Source organism: Sphingobacterium sp. UBA6320, assembly GCF_002440335.1.
Taxonomy (GTDB): Bacteria; Bacteroidota; Bacteroidia; order Sphingobacteriales; family Sphingobacteriaceae; genus Sphingobacterium.
Window position 1 is genome coordinate 78,752 of the sequence record NZ_DJTA01000030.1, and the last position, 22,949, is coordinate 101,700.

The window sequence follows — 22,949 nt, forward strand, 5'->3', positions numbered from 1 at the left end:
AGAAAAGCATCATAATCCTAAAAAAATTTTTAATTTGACAGTTTTAATTCACAAAAAAATGATTAGTCTGGATCAAGAAATACAAGCAAAAGTCAATCAATGGCTGGGCTCAGAATACGACGAAGCAACGAAAACAGCTTTAAAAAAATTAATCGACAACAACGAAACAACTGAATTAACAGATTCTTTCTACAAAGATTTAGAATTTGGTACAGGAGGTCTACGTGGAATCATGGGTGTAGGTTCCAATAGAATGAATAAGTATACCATTGGTAAAGCTACTCAAGGTTTAGCTAATTATTTAAAAAAACAATTCTCAAACCAACCGATCAAGGTTGCAGTTTCTTATGACAGTCGCAATAATTCACAAATATTTGGACAGCTAGTCGCTGATGTGTTTTCTGCTAATGGCATACAGGTTTATTTATTTGATGAACTTAGACCTACACCGGTATTATCCTTTGCCATCCGTCATTTTGGTTGCCAAAGTGGTGTCATGCTTACAGCCTCTCACAACCCAAAAGAATATAATGGATATAAGGCCTATTGGAACGATGGATGCCAATTAACAGCTCCCCACGATGAGAATGTCATTACAGAAGTAAATACGATTCAAAGTGTATCGGAAATACGATTTCAGTCTAATCCTGAAAATATCGTTTCCGTAGGACCAGAAATAGATGAAATCTATATTCAAGAAAATAAAAAATTAAGCATACATCCCGAAGCAGTACAAGAGCAGAAAGATCTTAAAATTGTATTTTCCCCAATCCACGGAACAGGAATAACCATTGTTCCCCAACTTTTAAAAGAATGGGGATTTGAAAATGTCATCATTGTGGATGAACAAGCGACCCCTGATGGCAATTTCCCAACTGTGATTTATCCTAATCCAGAGGAAGAAGACGCGATGGCCTTGGCAAAAAAGAAAGGCGAAGAGGTAGATGCAGACCTTGTACTAGCTACCGACCCTGATGCCGACCGTGTCGGTATTGCCATTAAAAACGATAAAGGTAATTTCCAGTTATTGAATGGTAATCAGATCGGGAGCCTATTGGTTTATTACGTATTAAGTTCAAAAAAGGAACAAAATCAACTCCACAATAATCCATACGTCGTCAAAACCATTGTGACGACCAACCTACAAGCGGAAATTGCCAACCATTTTCAAGTTCCATATTACGAAACATTGACTGGTTTCAAATATATTGGCGAGCTGATGACCAAATTAGGCGACTCAGCAACTTATCTTGTCGGCGGAGAGGAAAGCTATGGCTATTTAGTTGGAAGCCTTGTACGTGACAAGGATGCGCCAAATGCCTGTGCCTTCTTGGCCGAGATGACCGCTTATTATAAATCAAAAGGCAAATCCTTATATGAAGTTCTTTTGGATATCTATCAAGAATTTGGATGTTATCAAGAAAAATTGGTGTCATTAACAAAAAAAGGTAAGGCTGGTGCAGAAGAAATCAAATCCATGATGAGCAATCTACGTGCAAACCTACCCAAATCACTAGGTCATATTGCCGTCGTAGAAGTCCGCGATTACGAAAATTCGGTTGCGATTGATATGGCATCTGGAGATAAAAAAGCCATCGAATTACCAAAATCAGATGTTTTACAATTTATCACCATAGACGGAGATGTTATCTCAGCAAGACCATCCGGTACAGAACCTAAAATAAAGTTTTATTGTTCTGTAAAAGCAGCATTAACAGATCAATCCAATTACGCTGAACTTCAAAAAGAATTATCAGCAAAAGTAGATCGAATGATGGCTGATATTATTTAATCGTTGCTATGCAAAAGTGGAAACTACTCTCATCAGAATATATCAGTCAAGCACCTTGGGCAACCTTGCGTCGAGATACATGCAAACTGCCTGATGGTACGATTAACGATCATTATTACGTGCTCGAATATCCAAATTGGGTCAACATGGTAGGTATTACAGAAGACAATAAACTTCTTGTCATCAAACAATACCGCCATGCCGCGGAAGAAATTATTCTGGAGATTCCAGCTGGAACAATGGAAGAAGGTGAAGAACCCCAATTCGCAGCGGAACGAGAAATGCTAGAAGAAACAGGATATGCTTTTTCCAAGATCGAGAAAATTGCTGAACTATATGCTAATCCGGCAACAAGTAAAAATATTACGCATACTTACCTGATGCAAGGAGGTAAAAAAGTTCAAGAACAAGATTTAGATGAAAGTGAAGATATTGAAGTCATGTTAGTATCGCTGGAAGAGGCTAAAGAATTACTTCTTCAGAATAAATTTGGACAGGCACTGCAAAGTTCTGCCCTATTTTATGCCTTTCACAAATTGAAAATATTTTAGGCAAAATAGATTCATATTTAACATAAACTTGACACAAATAGGGTTATTTTGATATCAAAATAACCCTATTATTATGAATTGATTAAATATCAGAGATTCAGCCATTCGTTTTCTCCACCCTATCATTTTTTGTACCTTTGCATGATGGTAAGAGAAATATTTGAAACCAAAAGAAAAGCACTTAAAATAAATCTAAACTCAGAGATTTACGGCACTTTTGCTGAAATTGGAGCCGGTCAAGAAGTCGCTCGTAATTTTTTCAATGCAGGAGCTGCATCGGGAACAATAGCCAAGACAATGTCTGCATACGATATGGCCTTCAGCGATGCCATCTACGGAGAAGAAGAAGATGGTCGATATGTAAGCCGCACCCGTTTAACAAAAATGTTAAAACATGAATTTGATCTATTGACAAAACGCTTACATGGTGAAAAATACTGCAATAAAAAATTCTTCGCTTTTGCCGATACCGTTACCACATTAAACTTCACAAAAACAAACGAACCACATGGTTGGATCGGTGTTAGATTTCAACATGAAGTAGATGGCCCTACCAATGATATCATTATACACGTCAGACTTCTTGATAGTGACAATCAGCTACAACAAAAAGTACTAGGCATCATTGGCGTCAATTTACTTTTTGCAGCCTATTACTATACTGATAACGTACAAACGATGATCGAGTCATTAGTTGACAATTTATCTGTTGGATCAGTAGAAATAGATCTTGTAAAAGTAAGTGGTCCTTTATTTGAAAATGTGAATGAAAGGCTTATTAACCTATATCTCATTGCAAAAGGATTTGCTAAAGCAGCTATCTTCAAACCAGATGGCAAAGCAGCACAGATCAAAGACTACCTTTACAAAAAGAATATCATTCTTTTAAGAACAAAATATAGACAAAAATCCCTGCCAAACTTTGACTTATTCAACCTTGCAGTTGATCAATTTAAAAAGAATACAGGAGCAACATCAGAAAATACAGTTGTACTGATTGAAGTATTGATGGGCAATGTGCTTGAAGAAGATCATATCATTACCGACAAAGATCTAGAAGAGTTCGCACATCGTGCCGAAGAACTGTGCTCAACAGGAAACAATATTATTGTCAGCAATTTTAGAAGGAATAATCACCTTGCAGAGTTTATCAATAATTTTAAACCAAAAAATATTGGTATTGCAACCAACGTTTCCAATTTAAAAAATATCTTTAATTCGGACAATTACAATAAGGAGCATTACACGAATGAGTTGCTTTCCTATATTTCAGGTATGTTTAACAAGAACATCAAATTGTATGCATATCCTTACTTATTGAAAAAGGAAAACAAGATTATTACGACACAAAATATGTCTGTTTCCGAAGAAGCAAAACCCCTATTCGATTTCCTAATTAAAAATGGCTACATCATAGACATCGAAAATTACGACATTAAATATGTGAAAACGGTGTAAACAACATCAGATATTAAACAATATAGGCTCCGAATGGAGCCTATATTGTTTATAAGAACTTTTTGTAGATCGAATATAAGATCTTCAGATCGTTATCCTTCAAGATGGCTACATTGGCATTACTCTGAATATAATGCTGTTTAAAAGCTTTTATCGCTGCATCTAAATTTTTAACATCATAACCAATAATTCTTAATGCCAATTTTGGATTGAAATCTATCGGCGGAGTCTCCAGATATTCATCGTACCAATAACCAAAACCTTTATCTGCTAACGTTTTCCAAGGAAAGCGTGAAGGGTCATTTTTTCGGGTAGGCGCCAAATCCATATGGCCAATGAAATTTGCCTGTGGAATATTGTATTTCACCTTCAGATATGACAATAATTCCGTCAGTGCGTTGATCTGGGCATCAGTCCAGGGATCGGTGGTTCCATTATTATCTAATTCAATACCAATAGAAGAAGAATTCAGATCCGTATCATTTCCCCACTTGCCTATACCCGCATGATGCGCACGGTAATAATCATTGACCATCTGCACGACTTTACCAGTACGACCAACGACATAGTGCGCACTAACACCCGCTTTCTCAGAGTGAAAAGTACGTATCGTCTGTCCCAATGAATCCTGAGCCGTATGATGGATGACCACATAGTTTGGTTTGCGCATGCCAAAGTTTATGGATGCGATCCATTCTTTTTCAACGGATATCGGCAATTTACCAATAGCTTGGTTGGTGACTGGAGTAGTAGCATATTCTTTGGCAAGGATCTTTGCTTTTTTCTTATAGACTTTTTCAGTAGCCGCGTATTTACCTGTCGAACAGGAAGCAAATAGTGCTGTTATTACTAGAAAGGTTATTGTTGCTTTTATTTTCATTTTCAATGTGATTATTCGATGTGCACTTAACTCGTTTATCTCTAATTAATTCTCCGACAGCTTTTGCTACGCCTTATCAGCAAACGCCTACCTCAGTACAAACAAACTTAGATAAATTTGTTTTAAACAGTTATTAAATAACAGAAAATATCTTTTTAAATTTTACAGCGATATCCCCTTAGATACTCCACTGTTACCATATGCCTGCTGCATCAGTAAAATTTTATACTTAATCTCCAGATCATTTTATAAAAAAAAGCCTTCATTTGATCAAATGAAGGCTTTTAACAAGAATATGCCTGGATTAAGCTTCAGCGTACTCCTCAATAGAAGGACATGAACAAATTAATGTTCTATCACCCTGTGAGTCATTTACACGACCAACAGAAGGCCAAAACTTACGATCTTTCAAATAAGTCAAAGGATATGCAGCCGTTTGGCGAGAATAAGATTTCGTCCACTCGTCAGCGGTTACAACAGATGCAGTATGAGGTGCATTTTTCAACACGTTATCTACCTGATCAACATCCCCCAATTCAACCGCAGCAACTTCTTGACGAATAGCAATCAAAGCGTCACAGAAACGATCTAATTCCGCCTTAGATTCAGACTCCGTAGGCTCTACCATCAAAGTACCAGCCACAGGGAAAGAAACTGTAGGAGCATGGAAACCATAATCCATTAAACGTTTAGCAATATCCGCAACCTCAACACCTACATTTTTGTAAGAACGACAATCTAAAATCATCTCGTGTGCACAACGGCCATTTACTCCAGAATACAATACTGGGTAGTGGTTTTCCAAACGAGCTTTGATATAGTTTGCATTCAAAATAGCTGTTTTCGTAGCATTAGTCAATCCATCTGCACCCATCATTGCAATATAAGCATGCGAAATAATCAAGATCGATGCAGAACCAAACGGAGCAGCAGATACTGCAGTGATACCCTCAGCACCAGAAACTTCAACTACTTCGTGGTTTGGTAAGAAAGGAACTAAGTGTGCTGCCACACCAATTGGACCCATACCAGGACCACCACCACCGTGAGGGATACAGAATGTTTTATGTAAATTCAAGTGACATACGTCAGCACCAATACGACCTGGGCTAGTCAAACCAACCTGAGCATTCATATTAGCACCATCCATATATACCTGTCCACCATTTTCGTGGATAATTTCACAGATCTCAATGATAGGCTCTTCAAACACACCATGTGTTGACGGATAAGTCACCATGAATGAGTTCAAATTAGCCGCATGTTCTGCAGCTTTCGCTCTCAAATCTTCAACATCAATGTTACCACGATCATCACATTTAACAACGACAACTTTCAGTCCAGCCATAGAAGCTGAAGCAGGGTTAGTTCCGTGCGCAGAAGCAGGAATTAAACAGATATTACGGTTATGATCTCCGCGGCTTTCGTGATAAGCACGAATCACCATTAAACCGGCATACTCACCTTGAGCACCAGAGTTTGGTTGGAAACTCATTTTAGCAAAACCCGTGATTTCAGATAACCACTCGTTCAACTCTCCGATCAACTGCATATAACCCGAAGTTTGGTCTGCAGGAGCAAATGGATGTAGACCACCGAAGTTAGACCAGGTAACTGGAGTCATCTCAGCAGTAGCATTCAATTTCATCGTACATGATCCCAATGGAATCATCGAGTGACATAATGATAAATCTTTAGCTTCCAAAGATTTGATGTAGCGTAACATCTCATGCTCAGAATGGTAGCTATTGAATATCGGGTGCGTTAAGTACTCAGAAGTACGAACCAAGTCAGCTGGCAACGCTGATGTCAATGATGATTCAATAGATTCGAAATCAACATCTGCTATATTTTTTGCCTTAACTTTCGCAAATACTTTAACGATCGTTAAAATATCTTCATATGTCGTCGATTCGTCAATAGAGATACCAACTACCGAACCAACATAATGGAAGTTCATTTCATTGTTTAAAGCTTCAGATTTTAATCCAGCAACTTCACCTCCTAATTCGAAACGTACAGTATCAAAATAGTTTTTATTTAATTGTGTATAACCTAATTGTTGAACAGCTTGATCTAACAATTGAGTCAAATCATGAATACGGCTTGCAATATCTTTGATTCCCTGAGGACCATGATACACCGCATAGAATGATGCCATGATCGCTAACAAAGCCTGTGCAGTACAGATGTTAGAAGAAGCCTTATCACGACGAATATGTTGCTCACGAGTTTGAAGTGCCATACGCAATGCATAGTTCCCGTTAGAATCAGTTGTAACACCAATAATACGACCAGGAATATTACGTTTGAAAGCATCTTTAGTTGCAAAAAATGCAGCATGAGGACCACCAAAACCCATTGGTACACCAAAACGTTGAGAATTACCCACAACAACATCAGCACCCCATTCACCCGGAGGAGTCAACAAAGTTAAACTCATCAAATCTGCAGCAGCACAAACAGTAATGTTTTTAGCGTGAGCGGCAGTAGTGAAAGCTTTATAATCAATGATAGAACCATCTCCAGCAGGATACTGAACAAATGCAGCAAATACATCATCCGTTAAACTATCTTCAGAAATAGCTTCAATACGAAGTTCAATCCCAAAAGATAATGCACGAGTTCTTAATACATCAATCGTTTGTGGATAAGCATTTTCAGAAACTAAGAAAACATGAGCATTTTTATTTTTACGAGCTGAGTAAAGCATAAACATACCTTCAGCAGCAGCAGTAGCCTCATCTAATAAAGACGCATTCGCGATCTCTAATCCTGTTAAATCACAAATAACAGTTTGAAAATTTAACAAAGCCTGTAGACGGCCTTGAGCAATTTCTGCTTGGTATGGCGTGTATTGTGTATACCATCCTGGATTTTCAAAGACATTTCTTTGAATAACACCTGGTAAAATCACATCAAAATAACCTTGTCCGATATAAGACTTGAACACTTTATTTTTTTCTGCAATTTGTTTTACCCTTTTCAAATAAGCGACTTCGCTTAAAGCAGCAGGCAATTGTAAAGCTTGTTTAGCACGAATCTGTGCAGGAACAGTTTGCTCAATAAGTTGGTCAAGCGAGTCAACGCCTAAAAATTCCAACATTTCTTTCGTTTCAACCGATCTTGGTCCGTTGTGACGATCTTCAAATTTTTCTTGAAAATGTATGTTACTCATGTGTGCAAAAAATTAATGCCTTTCGCTAGATTTTTACTTTTTTGGTTTTCTTAAAAATAATAGCAAAACAGCTGCTTTTTGGATGTGCAAAGATACATTTTTTAAAGTCCTAAAAAAAGCGGTTTATGATCGTAAAAATAATTATTAGAATACCAATACAAAACAATCGTTTGCGATCTCATTCTTAATCAAAATTTAAAGGCAATCTAGCACAGATAAACCCACCTGAAAACACCGTGCGTAACAACCTATAGTCATCCATGAAAAAGCCTCCAAAATCTTGCAAAAAAATTGTCACAATCAGCAGATTCAAATTTATCTTTAAAACCTCAAATCTGTACTACAAAAAACGGGGTGTTTCTTCATAATGAAGAAACACCCCGTTTTTTCTATTCAAAAAGATTAAAACGAATAGCGTAAGCCTAACTGAAATTGGTAAGGATTACCAGATGGATTGACCACACCTGTATTGTTCAAATTGTAATTAAATTGTTGTTTGACATTATCAAATGCAGGCAAAGCTGGATTTCCATTTGCAGCTTTTACACCCAATGAATATAGCGCTTGATTACCTAAAGATTCATTGACACCCCAAGTTTTCTTGAATAAATTGGCGACGTTAAACAGATCCGCAGATACTTCCAGTGCATGAGATTGATATAGATTAAACTTCTTCGCAATACGCAAATCGATTAGCCCATAAAAACCATTAATCCCTCCATTTCGCTGCGCCATAGCACCCTCATATTTTTTAATATATTCCTTTAAACTTTGACTCGCATTTGGATTGTTTAGCAATGCTTGCAGCCCATCAGCAAGGTTGGTTGGAGTCTTGCTACTATTTGGATCAAAGATATAGGCCAGATCATTATCTCCAGCAACAAAATCACCATTGATATTACCACCAGCCAGTAAACTATAACGTGTACCGCCGATACCAGAATAACGAACCCCTACGCTAACCCCATAAAATGTAGGCAATGTACCATAAATAACAACTTTTTTGCGGAATTGATTATTCGAGTAAGTCATATGGCTCAAATCCCTAGGATCATCTTTTACAGCTAAAGATAACGTTGCGGTATTGGCCACATTTCCGTTGTACGAAGTATTATCTTTAGCATCATTCCAGGTATAGCTCACCGAAATTGAACCATCCTTATAGTATTGGTAACTGGCGTCTAATACAACGGCAAATTGATTGACCTTACCTTCAGAATTTAACTCCAGTACACGACCAAATTTATTAGATATACGACCTTGTTTCCAATCAGACTCTCCATTTACGATAGCCGATAAGGGTACAAAGACCCCACGGTTATCCTCATTCTGCAATCTAAAGAATGGATCCTTCACCATGTTGCGATCGACATACATGTAATTGTTTCTTCCCAAATTCATATAAGCAGAAACTCCTACTTTCAATTTTTCGGTAAAGAAATGTGAATAAGACATATTTGCCTTATATACTACCGGTATTTTAGCATCTGGACCATAGGTATTAATGGTTGGAACTTGAAATTGTGCCAAAGTCGGAGTTGAAGAAGGATCTTGACGATATTTCACAAAATCTGGTGTAGGTACATCAGTACCACGAACATCAACCGTTGCAAAGTGCTTACCGTCAAATGTCAAATTATTGATCGTCATGTAATTATTTATGTCCGAAGCAAATATTCCTGCACCGATACGGAAGAAGTCTTTATGATTTTCATTCACATCCCATGTCATCTGAAAACGAGGCTGTATGACCAGAGATTTCAATTTATGATCCGTTCTAACCCCAACTTCTTTCAATAGCTCTTCATTTAACGGGGAAGTCGGATAATGTCCATAATCAAAACGCAAGCCCGCAACCAAATCCAGACCAGTGGCTAATTTGGATTGTAATTGTCCGTATGCTCCAGCATTAAAGATCTTACCAATAACTGTTGGATCGGCAACTAAAGGGACTTCTCTATAAAAATTATAGGCTTTTTGATCTTGAAAATTTTGAAGTGCAGTTCTGGAATCACTTGCTCCAAAGTGAAAGCGTCCGTTGACTTCGCTACCATATACAGAACTAGCATGCGTATACATCAGATCAACACCAAATGTATAATTGATCTTGTCGGTATTGTAGTATAGATTGTTAACTAATTGGAAGACATTGTTTTTAAAAGACTCTTGAGCAAAACGGTGTCCTCCTAACTGAGCAGTTGTTCTTAAATCATTAGTTCCCACTCGACTGACGATATTTTCTACGATCGCTCTTGGGATATTTTGACTTGGCAACTGATCACCAGGACTACTATTTTGATACGTATATAGATGCTGTAACTTCAGCTCATTGGTGATGTTTGATGAAACAGAAGTTCTCAATGTCGCTAAGAAGCTATTATCAATATTCTTGTCATTACCATACGATTCATAAAGAGTAATCGGTTTATTGTCCTGTAACCCCAATTTATTGATATCGCTAGTGAAGTTATTGCGGATGGTCAGTAAATTACTATTATTGATCTGCCAGTCAATTCGACCAAACACGGCATCAGAATTTCTTTTTTTATCAAAAGAGCCAAACTGAGGGTCGTTGCTCACACCGTATTTTTGTCTACCGATATTAACAAATTCATTTAAATTTTCAGGTGAGATTTTAAAACGTTCCTCATCCAGAGTAGAAGTAATATCCGCTATAATCAACGGTCTAGCATCCTTTTGATGATCCCATGCAACAAAATAATGGAGTTTATCTTTAATAATTGGACCACCTAAGGTAAAACCATACTGATAAGTCGAAAAATCATTGGTCCTTTTTTTTCCATCAATCGTATAGGGACTAGATAACCAGTCTGCCCTTGAATAGATCCACGCACTTCCTTGTGTTTTATTGGTTCCCTGCTTCGTCACCGCACTAACAGTACCGCCTCCCGCTCGACCATAGGTGACATCATATTGATTGGTCACCACCTTAAATTCACGTACCGCTTCAATGGATATCGAAAACGGAGCACCACTTCGGCTTGTTGTAGAACCCGCAGATGTTGGATTTTTGGCATTCATCCCATCTATGGTAAAGTTGGTTGATGAACCAAGCTGCCCACCGATATTATCACCTTTACTCAAAGGCGACAAGTCCATTAAAGAAGTAAAGTTCCTTCCATTGACAGGTAGCTTTGCGATATCCTTTGCCGTTACAGAAGTTGCCGCACCCAAATTTTCAATTTGATTTTTCAAGGTGCTCACACCTCGCAATTCAACAGTCTCTAAAACATTCGATGCATTTTGAATGGGAATATGAACACGGATTAGATCCCCTTGATTTAAGTTATAGCCTTTTCTGATCTGTTCGCCATAACCGATATAGGTTACCTTAATTGTATAAGGACCGCCCAAAGGCAATTCTTTAAAATTATAATCACCATGAGCATTGGTAGATGTTTTGGTTGTAAAACCTGTCGATTCATTGCGAGCCTCGACCGAAGCTCCCTGTACCCCCACTGAATTTTCGTCCGTAATTTTTCCTGCAAAGCCAGCCTGTGTTGTCTGTGCATATAAACCCGATCCCATTACGGCTAAACATGTGGTTAGTAAAAATTCTTTCATCTAGTATTTCGTTACATTGTTATACGGCAAAACTAACGACCACCTGTTAACTAGAACTGAACTGTATGTTATCAAATTATAAATGAAAAAAGCCAGCTAAATGCTGGCTTTTAATATAATATAGTGAATTTAAAATCCAGAGGATTAAAATGTTTATATAACTCATCAAATAGGGAATCACCATATTTCACATAAAGTAAACCAAAGTTTTCGGACCTCTCTTGCAGGCCCCCTCCTGGGAATAGACGCTCTTTAATATGGTCAATATTTGACAATGCATCTTTATGATTACGCTTTTCAGCACGCATTAATTTTTTTTCCAAGTTATTGATGGCCTTTTTTAAGCGTGCTTTAATCGCTTCGGTACTTGGAGCAAGGCTTGGGTCGATCTTATGTGTACGGAGTTTTATTTTACCAAAGATCGCATTCAGTTCCATCCACTCATCATTTAAATTCAAACGATGCTTGGTCTGTCTACGCACAAATTCTTTTTTAAGGATTTCACTATCTCGAAAGATACTTTTAAACGTAAGATCTTGTCTAAATATCTTAGAAACGACATTGTCCTCTGTGATCATCGCCGAATTGCGAGGGATCAGAATTGGAAAATCAATACCATATTGATCGAAATTAGCTTTTAACTGCATCCAATAGACCATCTCGGCACCACCACCAATATAAGCTAGGTTGGGCAATATGATCTCTTGATACATTGGACGCATCACCACATTGGGGCTAAAGCGCTCTGGATGAAGATCGATCTCTTGCTCCAATTCAGCTCTTGTAAAATATAGATCCTGATGGAGCACCTCATATCGACCATCGTCATTCAGCACGATACGCTCTCGATAATCATCTGTCAAATAAAAGAAATTGATTTCTCGAGCATGCACCTGTGTCGCAAATCCTGCTTCCTCCAATTCCTGAGACGTCTTTTCAATGGCCTTAAAGCTTTTTTCATTTAAAATATCATCGGCAATAATTGGTTTGAAAACAGCTTTAAGTTGCTCATCATCAGCATCAATGATCACTAATCCAAACTTCTTAAAAAGCTCATTGACCATATATCGGGTAGCATCCGCTAAATGCTCATGTTTAAGATAAGCATCTTCAATAATACGGGTGAGTTTACAAGAATTCTCAGAAAGTCCTAAAACACCATTATATTGTTTAACAGCCTCAACGATAGAGGCCGTATCCATCCTTCCTGTAGCCGATACCGCAGGGGTATCCCATACGATCTTCTTCCCTGAAAGTTTTGTATGATTGATTTCTGCAAAATCATGGTCCTCGGTAGCCATCCAATAGACCGGAACAAATTCCTTATCCGGAAACTTTACTTTTAGATCATCTGCCAGACGAATGGCTGTAATGATCTTAAATATAAAATAAAGAGGCCCAGTAAAAATATTAAGTTGATGTCCTGTCGTGATAGTATACGTATCTTCCAACAGTAACTTATCAATATGAGCAGAAACTTGAGGAGACGTTGTTAAGAGATCTCCATACTGCGCTTTTAGTCGGTCAACTAAAAGTGTACGCGAGAGAAAAGGTTTTTTTTCTTTAATCTGCTTTTCAAAACCAGCAACTGTAGGCCAATTTCCCACAAAAGGAGTTAAGGCCTGATCCTGATTTAAATAAGCAAGAAGTGTTTTAGAAAAGCTGTTGGTTTCACTATAGTCTATATAAGTTGCTTTCATTCGTAGTTACATTTGCACTAAACACAGATTAAGATACATAATTGCTATACAAAGTAAGCAAATTTATTTTCTCTGCGCACAAATGTACTGTTTACGAATAAAAGCAACAATTGGATCGTTATTATTTGACAATAGATCCATATAAATCAAAGTCTTCTGCACGGTCAACTTTTACCTGTACAAAGTCTCCGATACGGGCATAATTTGTTTTTGCATCAAGCACAACTTCGTTATCGACCTCAGGAGAGTCATATTCCGTTCTTCCGATAAAGTAATCACCATCAACACGGTCAATCAATACCTGATATGTATTGCCGATTTTCTCTTGATTAATTTCAAAAGATATTCCTTGTTGCACTTCCATGATCGCTTCTACACGCTCTTGTTTCACTTCATCAGGAACATTATCTTCCAAAGAGTGCGCATGTGTTTTTTCTTCATGTGAATACGTAAAACATCCCAAGCGATCAAAACGTGTTTCTTCAACCCATTCCAACATCTCTTGAAAATCTTGCTCCGTTTCATCAGGATAACCACAGATCAATGTCGTACGTAAGGCGATATTAGGAACTTTATCACGGATTTTATTAACCAGATCAATTTGTTTCTGCTTACTCGTACCACGACGCATCGAAGTCAGCATACGATCAGAAATATGTTGAAGAGGCATATCCAAATAATTACAGATATTAGAACGCTCGTTCATCGCATCAAGTATATCCATTGGGAAACCAGAAGGATAAGCATATTGCAAACGAATCCAATCGATCCCATCCACATCAGATAAATGGCGCATCAAATCAGAAAGATTACGTTTACCATAGATATCCAAACCATAATAGGTTAAGTCCTGTGCGATCAAAATCAATTCTTTAGTACCATTAGAAGCTAAGAACTTTGCCTCTTTTACTAAGTCATCAATAGATTTTGAGACGTGCTTGCCACGCATCAAAGGAATGGCACAGAATGAACATGGACGATTACATCCTTCGGCGATTTTAAAGTACGAATAGTGCGAGGGAGTCGTCAACATACGCTCACCCAACAATTCATGACGATAATCTGCACCAATAGATTTTAACAGATCTGGCAAATCATTTGTTCCAAAATATCCATCTACATTTGTGATCTCAGACTGCAATTCAGGCTTATAACGCTCCGAAAGGCATCCTGTTACGATCACTTTATTTATTTTCCCTTCATCTTTCAATTCAGAGAACTGCAAGATGGTGTCGATGGACTCTTGTTTGGCATTATCGATGAAACCACAGGTATTGATGACAACGATATCGTTTTCTTGAATATTAGTCGCCTCGTGTACGACTTCAATTTGATTACCTTTTAATTGTCCCATTAAAACTTCACTATCGTGAATATTCTTAGAACAACCTAATGTAACCACATTTACACGAGGTTTTGATTTTGGCTCTACAGCCTTGCTATATTTTGTTTTCATACACTGGATGTGGATTACTTGAACAGCGAATCCACAAACTCTTTTTTGTTGAATAACTGTAAATCGCCGATTTTCTCACCGACACCAATATATTTTACAGGTATTTTAAATTGATCGGAAATGCCGATAACTACCCCACCTTTTGCGGTACCATCCAGCTTCGTCAATGCCAACGCATTGACATCTGTCGCTTGTGTAAATTGGGTACATTGTTCTATGGCATTTTGACCCGTCGAGGCATCCAAAACCAGTAGAATTTCATGCGGTGCACCAGGAACGACCTTCTGCATGACATTTTTTATTTTCCCCAATTCATTCATCAAGCCTACTTTATTATGAAGACGACCCGCAGTATCGATGATACATACATCATCGCCATTAGACACTGCAGATTGAACAGCATCATATGCCACAGAAGCAGGATCTGAACCCATAGCTTGCGCGACAACACGAACACCTACACGTTCACCCCAAAGTTTAATTTGCTCCACGGCAGCAGCACGAAAAGTATCTGCAGCTCCCAAAACAACTTTATTTCCTGCCGCTTTTAGCTGATGAGCAAGTTTTCCAATGGTCGTCGTTTTACCTACACCATTGACTCCCACCACCATAATGACGTAAGGCTTATGATTTCCGTATTCAAAATTTTCAAAATCTGAACTATTATTTTCTGCTAATAATTCTTGAATCTCTTCTTTCAATAGCGTATTAAGCTCTGATGTAGATACATATTTATCCCGTGCGACACGGGATTGAATACGATCGACAATTTTTAAAGTTGTCGTCACACCAACGTCTGAGGTTACCAATATTTCTTCCAAATTATCTAAAACATCATCATCGATAGTTGATTTACCAACAACTGCTTTTGTAATTTTAGAAAAGAAACCTTCTTTAGTCTTCTCCAAACTTTTATCTAAAGCTTCTTGCGCTTCAGGAGTTTCTTGTTTCTTCTTGAAAAAATCGAATAATCCCATTTATATATGTTCCGCTTATGAATACGTTATTATTTATCTTCGAATCAGTTTAAATACTGAGAGTCAAAGATAGATATTTGAAACCAACAAAAAAAGCCCTTTCGGTAGATACCAAAACGGCTATTTTTGAATTCTTTTTAAAGAAAAACTTTAAAAAAGGAAAATTACTAGTTATTTTTTGCAGCCTGTGCTAAAGTATCTTTTACTTTATCGTTGTGGATCATAGCCTCTTTGAAAGTATAAGCTCCAGTTTTAGCTGATTTAGTTGTAATAATAACCTTTGTATATTCTTTACCGCCACCTTTTTGTAACGATGCAACAGATTTCTTTGCCATGGTATTAATATTTTAACTTAGCGCCTACTCAGCAACCAAGATGTGAATTACTTAATTTCTTTGTGAACAGTAACTTTTCTCAATACTGGGTTGAATTTTTTCAATTCTAAACGCTCAGTAGTATTTTTCTTGTTCTTAGTAGTGATGTAACGAGACATTCCCGGAAGACCACTTTCTTTGTGTTCAGTACATTCTAAGATAACTTGTACTCTATTTCCTTTTTTAGCCATTGTTTTACTTTATTTTGAATCCTAAAAAATGATAGGATTGAAATTCATGAATGATATTTTATGCAACAGGCGAAAAATCAATTAGATTGATCCTTTTTTAATGAACTTACTGATAGCAGAAGTGATACCAATTTTGTTAATCGTTTTAATCGCCGAAGTCGAAACTTTTAATGTAATCCAACGATCTTCTTCTGGAATGAAGAAACGTTTTGTTTGCAAATTTGGGTAAAATTTACGTTTTGTTTTAGCGTTAGAATTAGATACATTATATCCATTCATTGCTGTTTTGCCTGTTAAATCACAAATTCTTGACATGATATTATGTTATTTTGTTGTCTTAATTTAAATATATCTTTTTGCAAAGAGTGTGCAAATATCTATATTTATTTTGTTAAATGCAACAATTTTAAGGATTTATTTTTAAAAAAATAAATATTCAGGTCTTAGTAATGGCAAAAATAATGCATTTAATTATATTATATTTGCTAAATCAAAGAAAATAGTTTTCAACAATTCACATTTGTAAACATTATGAATAAATATCTACGCCGAGGACTATTAGAAATTATACTTGCTATTTTACTCATTCTTTTGGGTTATTACCTCATGCAGTTAAAAAACAACTGGTATAAACCTGTCATGATTCTAGGCGTAATTTCATTTGCTATTGGATTCCTTCGTATCTTCTACCGACTGATTCGAAAAATCGATAGAACCAGTCTACTAGAAATGCGAAAAGGAAAAAAGAACAATTAAATATGCTTCATAAAACAAGAGGAATAGTATTAAAATCGACCAATTATTCTGAAAGTAGTGTTGTTGCACAAATCTATACAGAACATTTTGGTTTGCAGTCGTATCTGGTCAATGGTGCCCGCAAACCAAAAGCAAAAATTAGATCCGGCTTTTTACAAGCATTGCATCCCTTAGATATGGTTGTAACTTTTAAAGAAAACAACAGCCTACATCGCATCACTGAAGCCCATCAAGTACCTCCTTTAAAAACGATCCCCTATGATATCGTTAAAAGCTCACTAGCGATGTTTCTCAACGAGGTGCTCTATAAAATATTACGGGAACAGGCAGGAGATCCTTATCTATTTGAATATCTTTTCAGAGCTATCCTATGGCTGGATGAATCCGAAACAAATCTGGCTAACTTTCATTTGGTATTTTTAATTAACTTGAGTAGATTCTTAGGATTTTATCCTGTTGAATCCACAAAAGATTATCCTTACTTTAATTTAGAAGCAGCCACATTCTCCAATCAACTACCTGAGCACCCTTATGTACTGCAAGAACCGCACACTTCCCTGTTTAGAAAATTGATGGCTACAGAATTCAATTATTCTGAAAAAATCAAGATGAGCACAAAAGACCGTCAAATACTTTTAGAAAAAATAATTGATTTTTACAGACTGCATCTGACCAATTTCAAAGAAATAAAATCGCTTTATATCTTAGAAGAGATATTTCATTGATCCCTAAAAAATACCACCACCGACAAGCAATCGAAAGCCACCCAGCACAATAGCTATCGCACATAGAATGATACCCGTCTTTGGCTGGTTATTCGGCTGTATCGTGACATCATTATAAGCGATCAGACTGACGATAAGACCAACAACGGCGAAAGGTATATTAAGCCAATTTAACCACCCTAGACAGGGTATAAATGCAATCAACATCCCGATTAAGGATAGGATACCCAATACTAATCCAGCAATTCTCATATTTTTTTTAGGTTTATAATTTTTTCTATTATAAAGATAATAGAATTTATGAAAATCAACGAAAACAAAATCACACTACCCCCATTAAATTGTTGTGCGACGACAAACTGTCCCTCCTTGATACTCAGAAAGGCGCGAGTCATACCACAAAGAAAACAGGTAGATCCTTTCAACTTGGAAGGACATACCGGAGCAGTAGCAAGTAATAGCGAATTATCTAACAGATAGAACAGCACTAAAAAAAGAATAAGAAAGATTGAAATGATGGTCCAAGAAATATACAGGGCTTTTCGATACTCATTCGATTTCATAACAGGCAAAATGGAGTTATAAAAAAACCCGATTTCGTTCGGAAATCGGGCTTTTCTACAATAAATATATCTTAAAATCTGATTAGATAACTTTTACATTTACCGCATTAAGACCTTTACGACCTTGTTCAACTTCGTAAGAAACGTTGTCATTTTCACGAATTTTGTCTACTAAACCAGAAACGTGAACGAAAATTTCGCTCTCGCCTGAATTTGGAATGATGAAACCGAAACCTTTGGTTTCATTAAAGAATTTTACTACTCCTTCTTGCATTGTTTATTGTATTAAATTTCTTAAAGATATTTAAAAAAAATCAAAATCCTTAAACTTTTTAATTTTTTTTCCATTAAACTACTTCGCACAAACTGCGTCTACATCAATAGAAACAAACAATGGATCGATTTTTGAAAACAAGTATTAAAATAGAAAAGATATGAAAAAATTATTGTTAGGATTAATGCTATTTGCATCTGTACACAGTTTACAAGCACAACAAATGATGAATAAAGATATGGTCAGTACCATCGGAAGAGCGGAAGAAGAAGTTACTCCAGATATTATTTATATAAATGTCACTTTGAAAGAATTTTATCAAGATGGCAACATGAAGAAAAAAGTAACGATCGAAAATTTGGAAAAACAATTATTTCAATCTGCAACAAATATAGGTGTTGAGAAAAAAGATTTTACGATCCAAAACATTTACAGCACCAATTATACGACTAAAAAGAAAAAAGAAACAGATATTTTGCTATCTCGCCAATACCGTATCAAAGTAACCCAATTAAATAAGTTAAATGATTTATTCGACGGAGTTGATGCCGCAGGCATTCAAAGTACAGTGATCAGCGAACTTGATTATTCAAAAAAGAAAGAATTGGAGAAAACATTAAAAGTAAAAGCGGTTAAAGATGCCATGGACAATGCCAAAATCTTAGCCGAAGCTGCTGGTCAAAAAGTTGGTAAAGCAATTCTTTTATCAGAAAGTCCACAGATGATCTATTTCAATTCACCTCGTGTAATGTCAGCATCATTCAAGTCAGGAGCAATGGAATCTGACCAAGCTGCTGAAAACTTAGATTTAGACATTAAACCAATCAAAATTACAAGTGAAGTGAATGCATCTTTTGAAATATTGTAATGAAGAGAAATCTATCTTTAGCTGACAAAGAAAAAAGAAGAGACCACGATTTCGGATGGGTCGAAAGGCTATCTTGGCTGATGGACAATAACTTTCAGATAGCTGGATTCCGCTTTGGTCTTGATCCGATTCTTAACTTTGTACCTTTTGCAGGAACAATTGCCAGCTTTGGAACTTCATTTGTTCTAGTAATGGTCATGTGGAGAAATGGTGCCAGTTCAAAACTGGTCGTCAAGATGCTCATCAATATTTCAGTTGATGCAATTTTTGGAGCCATACCCGTTTTTGGGAATGTGTTTGACTTTTTTAATAAAGCCAATACCAAGAACATTAAATTGATGAAAGAGCATTATTACGAAAACAAACATCAAGGATCTGCCATTTGGCTACTATTAGGAATTTTAACAATTATACTCGTGTTTTTTGTAGGGACTATTTACTTCCTATGGATCGCCGGAGAATGGGTTTGGAATTTATTTTTTTAACACCCTGTATATTAAGATGACAAAATAGCGTTTATATGAAAGTATAAACGCTATTTTTGTACCTACAACTCCGTAAATATGAATAAAAAAAGAATTTTTATATGGTTAATCCTCATTGTTGCTGTTGTCGCAATTTGGACAAATCCAAAAAAAGAACAACATGAGATCGTTGTAAAACAAAAAGCCGAATATTTACTAAAAAAACAATTAGGAAAAAAAGAACAAGGAATATTTGATTTGGGAATGCAATTATTAGGGAGGGATGTCTTACAAGATTTCGTTTCAAAAAATGTGGTCGTAACAAATTATTATCTGTTCTCATTAACAAAGATTAAATGGGACGGCAAAGATAATACCATCGGTATCGGTGCTTTTGATCATATTTGGTTAAGCCCTAAAATTGATGAAAAAGCAGATGAAATAATCGCCCATATCAAAACAAGATAATGCCATATGTTAGAAATACTATACCAAGACGAAGATATTATTGCGATTAATAAACCACATGGCCTGCTCGTCCACCGTTCTTCTATTGCACGGGACGCATCCGAATTTGCGCTTCAACTGCTAAGAGATCAAATTGGTCAGCCCGTGTACCCTGCGCATCGACTAGACCGAAAGACTGCCGGCATACTCTTATTTTCGTTAAATAAAGAAACGGACAAAGAGCTCCAACAACTCTTTCAAAACCAGCTCGTAGATAAAAGATATATCGCTGTCTTAAGAGGTCATGCTCCCGAAGAAATGCTTATTGACTATCCGCTAAAAAAAGATAATGGCGTCATGCAGGAAGCACAAACCAATTTCAAAACCATCGCTAAAGCAGAACTGCCATTCTCGTCAGGAAAATTTCCAACCTCACGCTATAGTTTGGTTGAAGCTAATCCGACGACAGGAAGAATGCATCAATTAAGAAAACATTTTGCACACATCTTCCATCCGATTATTGGGGACCGTCCACATGGATGTAATAAACAAAATAAATTTTGGAAGGAAAATTTTGAAATGGATACCATGATGTTACATGCTTCGGAAATAACATTTAAACATCCGAAGACGCAAAATATAATAACTATACAGGCAGGATTACAACCCGAATTTCAGCGAGTTTTGACCTTGTTAAATCTTGAAAACTGACGATGAAAAATTTAATTTTAGACTTTTTCTTAACTATAACTGGGATTAGTGCTGCCTCGGGATTGATCTATCAAAATAACCATCTTTACTTAATTGCAGATAATAGCCAATATTTATATGATTTTTCATTAGACAACCGCCAATTATCCAAAATCCAACTGGATAAAACCTGTGGCGATTTAGAAAATATTGCTAAAGCTAAAAAACCAGATTTTGAAGCCATTGCATTCGATCAAAATCGATTTTACATCTATGGATCAGGATCAACTTTCAATCGTAATATCCGCCTTACTTATCAAAAAGAAGTGCATACAGAAGACTTCAGTAAAGTATACCATGATCTCCAGCAGAAATTTCAGGTAGATCAAGATAATTTTAATATTGAGGGAGTTATTCATACGAATGATGAAATTTGGCTTTTTAACCGTGGAAATGGTCAAAAGGCCCAAAACGGTATTTTCAAGATCAATAAGCTGAATCATCACGAAAGCAGTTTCAGTGCCGTGTCTCTCCCCTTGATTGATCAAGTTCAAACCGCTTTTACAGATGCCATACTCGTAGATGATACCGTTTACTTTATCGCAGCAGCTGAGGCTTCAAATTCGACCTATCTGGATGGAGAAATCGCAGGAACCATACTAGGCAAATTCAAAAGAAACGATTTGAAGAGCCTCGATACCATTCATATCCCAGGTAAGCATAAATTTGAAGGGATAACTTTAAAAGAACAGGGAAATGGGAAATTGACGTTTTTACTTTGTGAGGACAAAGATGATGATAAAGCAGAGACTGTGATTTATTCATTGACATTAGATCAGTAAATCGATTGCACAAATACTAAACTTTAAGCTAAAATCAATGTTTAATTTGTAAATTTGTAAATAAATAAAACTTATCGTATTATGATCAAAAATACTGCCCTTACGGATACGCATATCGCTTTAGGAGCGAAAATGGTACCTTTTGCAGGTTTCAACATGCCCGTTCAATATTCGGGCATCAATGATGAACACGAAACTGTTCGTACAGGTGTAGGTGTGTTTGACGTGAGTCACATGGGCGAATTCATTCTAAAAGGAGAGAAAGCGCTAGACCTCATTCAGGCAGTTTCTTCTAATGATGCTTCCAAGTTATATGATGGTAAAGTACAATATGGCTATCTTCCTAATGAAACTGGTGGTATAGTAGATGACTTTTTAACTTACCGCATCGACCAAAACACATATTTTCTTGTTGTAAACGCTTCCAATATTGAAAAAGACTGGAATTGGATCACAAAATACAACAGCTTTGGTGTTGACATGAAAAACATCTCTGATGAGACTTCTCTTTTTGCTGTACAAGGTCCAAAAGCAGCTGATGCATTACAGTCTTTAACAGATATCGAACTTGCTTCAATGGAGTATTATTCTTTTGCTAAAGGCAAATTTGCTGGAGTGGAGAATGTATTGGTATCTGCTACGGGATATACAGGTGCAGGTGGCTTTGAAATCTACGTTGCTAATGAAGATGCTCAAAAAGTATGGGATGCGATTTTCGAAGCTGGTGCTCCTTACGGGATTAAACCAATTGGTTTAGGTGCTCGTGATACCCTGCGCTTAGAAATGGGATTCTGTCTATATGGTAATGATATCGATGATACAACTTCTCCGTTAGAAGGTGGATTAGGATGGGTAACAAAATTCACGAAAGAATTTGTCAACTCAGCTAATCTAAAAGCTGAAAAAGAAGCTGGTATCAAGAAAAAATTAGTTGGATTTGAAATGATTGATCGCGGTATTGCCCGTCATGACTATGAAATCGTAGACGCCGAAGGAAATAAAATCGGCCGTGTTACTTCTGGAACACAGTCTCCTACATTAAAAAAATCAATCGGTTTAGGCTATGTAGATAATGCTTTCGCTAAAGAAGGTACAGAAATCTTCGTCAGTATACGCAACCAAAGTATAAAAGCAAAAGTGGTTAAACCACCATTTGTAAAATAATATTAATAAAAAGG

The 22,949-nt window shown here is 36.6% G+C and carries 23 protein-coding genes; 12 read left to right on the forward strand and 11 right to left on the reverse strand.

The window, feature by feature from the left end; translation table 11 throughout:
* Positions 1-58: 58 nt before the first annotated feature.
* From B3P23_RS19255 to B3P23_RS19265, 3 genes are all read left to right on the forward strand, one after another.
* The gene (locus B3P23_RS19255; RefSeq protein WP_045754775.1) at positions 59-1,792 is read left to right on the forward strand and encodes a phospho-sugar mutase; all 1,734 of its coding nucleotides are present in this window, start codon (positions 59-61) and stop codon (positions 1,790-1,792) included.
* Positions 1,793-1,800: 8 nt separating this feature from the next.
* Positions 1,801-2,343 (forward strand): NUDIX hydrolase, encoded by a 543-nt coding sequence (locus B3P23_RS19260; RefSeq protein WP_094771836.1) that lies wholly within the window; start codon positions 1,801-1,803, stop codon positions 2,341-2,343.
* A gap of 144 nt (positions 2,344-2,487) precedes the next feature.
* Complete coding sequence (locus B3P23_RS19265) at positions 2,488-3,801, forward strand: hypothetical protein (protein ID WP_045754233.1); 1,314 nt, start codon at positions 2,488-2,490, stop codon at positions 3,799-3,801.
* Between the two features lie 49 nt (positions 3,802-3,850).
* Here B3P23_RS19265 and B3P23_RS19270 read toward each other — a convergent pair whose 3' ends face one another.
* From B3P23_RS19270 to rpmB, 9 genes are all read right to left on the reverse strand, one after another.
* Positions 3,851-4,681, reverse strand: coding sequence for an N-acetylmuramoyl-L-alanine amidase (locus B3P23_RS19270; RefSeq protein ID WP_248755096.1), 831 nt, complete (start codon positions 4,679-4,681; stop codon positions 3,851-3,853).
* 304 nt (positions 4,682-4,985) lie between these two features.
* On the reverse strand, positions 4,986-7,859 hold the full coding sequence (gcvP, locus tag B3P23_RS19275; RefSeq protein WP_045754231.1) for an aminomethyl-transferring glycine dehydrogenase: 2,874 nt from the start codon (positions 7,857-7,859) through the stop codon (positions 4,986-4,988).
* Positions 7,860-8,261: 402 nt separating this feature from the next.
* A complete protein-coding gene (locus tag B3P23_RS19280; protein ID WP_293928845.1) occupies positions 8,262-11,444 on the reverse strand; it encodes a TonB-dependent receptor in 3,183 nt (1,060 codons plus the stop codon).
* Between the two features lie 110 nt (positions 11,445-11,554).
* A complete protein-coding gene (gene bshC, locus B3P23_RS19285; RefSeq protein ID WP_260947649.1) occupies positions 11,555-13,144 on the reverse strand; it encodes a bacillithiol biosynthesis cysteine-adding enzyme BshC in 1,590 nt (529 codons plus the stop codon).
* A 121-nt stretch (positions 13,145-13,265) separates the two neighbouring features.
* The gene (gene rimO, locus B3P23_RS19290; protein ID WP_094771833.1) at positions 13,266-14,600 is read right to left on the reverse strand and encodes a 30S ribosomal protein S12 methylthiotransferase RimO; all 1,335 of its coding nucleotides are present in this window, start codon (positions 14,598-14,600) and stop codon (positions 13,266-13,268) included.
* Positions 14,601-14,614: 14 nt separating this feature from the next.
* Complete coding sequence (ftsY, locus tag B3P23_RS19295; RefSeq protein WP_045754227.1) at positions 14,615-15,577, reverse strand: signal recognition particle-docking protein FtsY; 963 nt, start codon at positions 15,575-15,577, stop codon at positions 14,615-14,617.
* A 167-nt stretch (positions 15,578-15,744) separates the two neighbouring features.
* Positions 15,745-15,912 (reverse strand): DUF4295 domain-containing protein, encoded by a 168-nt coding sequence (locus B3P23_RS19300; protein ID WP_084405346.1) that lies wholly within the window; start codon positions 15,910-15,912, stop codon positions 15,745-15,747.
* A gap of 47 nt (positions 15,913-15,959) precedes the next feature.
* On the reverse strand, positions 15,960-16,142 hold the full coding sequence (rpmG, locus tag B3P23_RS19305) for a 50S ribosomal protein L33 (RefSeq protein ID WP_002998409.1): 183 nt from the start codon (positions 16,140-16,142) through the stop codon (positions 15,960-15,962).
* 81 nt (positions 16,143-16,223) lie between these two features.
* Positions 16,224-16,457 carry a 50S ribosomal protein L28 gene (gene rpmB, locus B3P23_RS19310; protein ID WP_045754226.1) on the reverse strand — a complete coding sequence of 78 codons (234 nt, stop codon included), beginning with the start codon at positions 16,455-16,457 and terminating at the stop codon, positions 16,224-16,226.
* 216 nt (positions 16,458-16,673) lie between these two features.
* Between rpmB and B3P23_RS19315 the strand changes: the two genes are divergently transcribed.
* Both B3P23_RS19315 and recO read left to right on the forward strand, forming a co-directional pair.
* Entirely contained in the window at positions 16,674-16,898 is a 225-nt protein-coding gene (locus tag B3P23_RS19315; protein WP_293928850.1) for a signal peptidase, read from the forward strand.
* Between the two features lie 2 nt (positions 16,899-16,900).
* Positions 16,901-17,623, forward strand: a complete 723-nt coding sequence (gene recO, locus B3P23_RS19320; protein ID WP_045754224.1) for a DNA repair protein RecO — start codon at positions 16,901-16,903, stop codon at positions 17,621-17,623.
* Between the two features lie 3 nt (positions 17,624-17,626).
* On the opposite strand, the gene B3P23_RS19325 is transcribed toward recO, so the two are convergent.
* Positions 17,627-17,875, reverse strand: coding sequence for a hypothetical protein (locus tag B3P23_RS19325; RefSeq protein ID WP_045754223.1), 249 nt, complete (start codon positions 17,873-17,875; stop codon positions 17,627-17,629).
* A gap of 48 nt (positions 17,876-17,923) precedes the next feature.
* Between B3P23_RS19325 and B3P23_RS19330 the strand changes: the two genes are divergently transcribed.
* On the forward strand, positions 17,924-18,103 hold the full coding sequence (locus B3P23_RS19330) for a hypothetical protein (RefSeq protein WP_248755100.1): 180 nt from the start codon (positions 17,924-17,926) through the stop codon (positions 18,101-18,103).
* A 165-nt stretch (positions 18,104-18,268) separates the two neighbouring features.
* Here the strand turns inward: B3P23_RS19330 and B3P23_RS19335 are convergent, their stop codons facing one another.
* The gene (locus B3P23_RS19335; protein ID WP_038695072.1) at positions 18,269-18,460 is read right to left on the reverse strand and encodes a cold-shock protein; all 192 of its coding nucleotides are present in this window, start codon (positions 18,458-18,460) and stop codon (positions 18,269-18,271) included.
* A 160-nt stretch (positions 18,461-18,620) separates the two neighbouring features.
* Here B3P23_RS19335 and B3P23_RS19340 point away from each other — a divergent pair, with 160 nt between their 5' ends.
* The 6 genes from B3P23_RS19340 (at position 18,621) to gcvT (ending at position 22,935) form a co-directional block, all read left to right on the forward strand.
* Complete coding sequence (locus B3P23_RS19340; protein WP_248755101.1) at positions 18,621-19,328, forward strand: SIMPL domain-containing protein; 708 nt, start codon at positions 18,621-18,623, stop codon at positions 19,326-19,328.
* Positions 19,328-19,813, forward strand: coding sequence for a DUF4112 domain-containing protein (locus B3P23_RS19345; RefSeq protein WP_094771830.1), 486 nt, complete (start codon positions 19,328-19,330; stop codon positions 19,811-19,813). Before B3P23_RS19340 ends, B3P23_RS19345 begins: the two co-directional genes overlap by 1 nt.
* A gap of 78 nt (positions 19,814-19,891) precedes the next feature.
* On the forward strand, positions 19,892-20,260 hold the full coding sequence (locus B3P23_RS19350; RefSeq protein ID WP_293928858.1) for a DUF4359 domain-containing protein: 369 nt from the start codon (positions 19,892-19,894) through the stop codon (positions 20,258-20,260).
* Positions 20,261-20,266: 6 nt separating this feature from the next.
* Positions 20,267-20,950, forward strand: a complete 684-nt coding sequence (locus B3P23_RS19355) for a pseudouridine synthase (RefSeq protein ID WP_094771828.1) — start codon at positions 20,267-20,269, stop codon at positions 20,948-20,950.
* 2 nt (positions 20,951-20,952) lie between these two features.
* Positions 20,953-21,771 (forward strand): DUF6929 family protein, encoded by an 819-nt coding sequence (locus B3P23_RS19360; RefSeq protein WP_293928862.1) that lies wholly within the window; start codon positions 20,953-20,955, stop codon positions 21,769-21,771.
* Positions 21,772-21,855: 84 nt separating this feature from the next.
* Positions 21,856-22,935 carry a glycine cleavage system aminomethyltransferase GcvT gene (gcvT, locus tag B3P23_RS19365; protein WP_045755529.1) on the forward strand — a complete coding sequence of 360 codons (1,080 nt, stop codon included), beginning with the start codon at positions 21,856-21,858 and terminating at the stop codon, positions 22,933-22,935.
* Positions 22,936-22,949 lie beyond the last annotated feature (14 nt).

What these genes read in the sequence shown, in the direction of transcription:
- B3P23_RS19255 (WP_045754775.1), top strand. Translation starts at nt 59, where the DNA reads ATGATTAGTCTGGATCAAGAAATACAAGCAAAAGTCAATCAATGGCTG.
- B3P23_RS19260 (WP_094771836.1), top strand. Translation starts at nt 1,801, where the DNA reads ATGCAAAAGTGGAAACTACTCTCATCAGAATATATCAGTCAAGCACCT.
- B3P23_RS19265 (WP_045754233.1), top strand. Translation starts at nt 2,488, where the DNA reads ATGGTAAGAGAAATATTTGAAACCAAAAGAAAAGCACTTAAAATAAAT.
- B3P23_RS19270 (WP_248755096.1), bottom strand. Translation starts at nt 4,681, where the DNA reads ATGAAAATAAAAGCAACAATAACCTTTCTAGTAATAACAGCACTATTT.
- gcvP (WP_045754231.1), bottom strand. Translation starts at nt 7,859, where the DNA reads ATGAGTAACATACATTTTCAAGAAAAATTTGAAGATCGTCACAACGGA.
- B3P23_RS19280 (WP_293928845.1), bottom strand. Translation starts at nt 11,444, where the DNA reads ATGAAAGAATTTTTACTAACCACATGTTTAGCCGTAATGGGATCGGGT.
- bshC (WP_260947649.1), bottom strand. Translation starts at nt 13,144, where the DNA reads ATGAAAGCAACTTATATAGACTATAGTGAAACCAACAGCTTTTCTAAA.
- rimO (WP_094771833.1), bottom strand. Translation starts at nt 14,600, where the DNA reads ATGAAAACAAAATATAGCAAGGCTGTAGAGCCAAAATCAAAACCTCGT.
- ftsY (WP_045754227.1), bottom strand. Translation starts at nt 15,577, where the DNA reads ATGGGATTATTCGATTTTTTCAAGAAGAAACAAGAAACTCCTGAAGCG.
- B3P23_RS19300 (WP_084405346.1), bottom strand. Translation starts at nt 15,912, where the DNA reads ATGGCAAAGAAATCTGTTGCATCGTTACAAAAAGGTGGCGGTAAAGAA.
- rpmG (WP_002998409.1), bottom strand. Translation starts at nt 16,142, where the DNA reads ATGGCTAAAAAAGGAAATAGAGTACAAGTTATCTTAGAATGTACTGAA.
- rpmB (WP_045754226.1), bottom strand. Translation starts at nt 16,457, where the DNA reads ATGTCAAGAATTTGTGATTTAACAGGCAAAACAGCAATGAATGGATAT.
- B3P23_RS19315 (WP_293928850.1), top strand. Translation starts at nt 16,674, where the DNA reads ATGAATAAATATCTACGCCGAGGACTATTAGAAATTATACTTGCTATT.
- recO (WP_045754224.1), top strand. Translation starts at nt 16,901, where the DNA reads ATGCTTCATAAAACAAGAGGAATAGTATTAAAATCGACCAATTATTCT.
- B3P23_RS19325 (WP_045754223.1), bottom strand. Translation starts at nt 17,875, where the DNA reads ATGAGAATTGCTGGATTAGTATTGGGTATCCTATCCTTAATCGGGATG.
- B3P23_RS19330 (WP_248755100.1), top strand. Translation starts at nt 17,924, where the DNA reads ATGAAAATCAACGAAAACAAAATCACACTACCCCCATTAAATTGTTGT.
- B3P23_RS19335 (WP_038695072.1), bottom strand. Translation starts at nt 18,460, where the DNA reads ATGCAAGAAGGAGTAGTAAAATTCTTTAATGAAACCAAAGGTTTCGGT.
- B3P23_RS19340 (WP_248755101.1), top strand. Translation starts at nt 18,621, where the DNA reads ATGAAAAAATTATTGTTAGGATTAATGCTATTTGCATCTGTACACAGT.
- B3P23_RS19345 (WP_094771830.1), top strand. Translation starts at nt 19,328, where the DNA reads ATGAAGAGAAATCTATCTTTAGCTGACAAAGAAAAAAGAAGAGACCAC.
- B3P23_RS19350 (WP_293928858.1), top strand. Translation starts at nt 19,892, where the DNA reads ATGAATAAAAAAAGAATTTTTATATGGTTAATCCTCATTGTTGCTGTT.
- B3P23_RS19355 (WP_094771828.1), top strand. Translation starts at nt 20,267, where the DNA reads ATGTTAGAAATACTATACCAAGACGAAGATATTATTGCGATTAATAAA.
- B3P23_RS19360 (WP_293928862.1), top strand. Translation starts at nt 20,953, where the DNA reads ATGAAAAATTTAATTTTAGACTTTTTCTTAACTATAACTGGGATTAGT.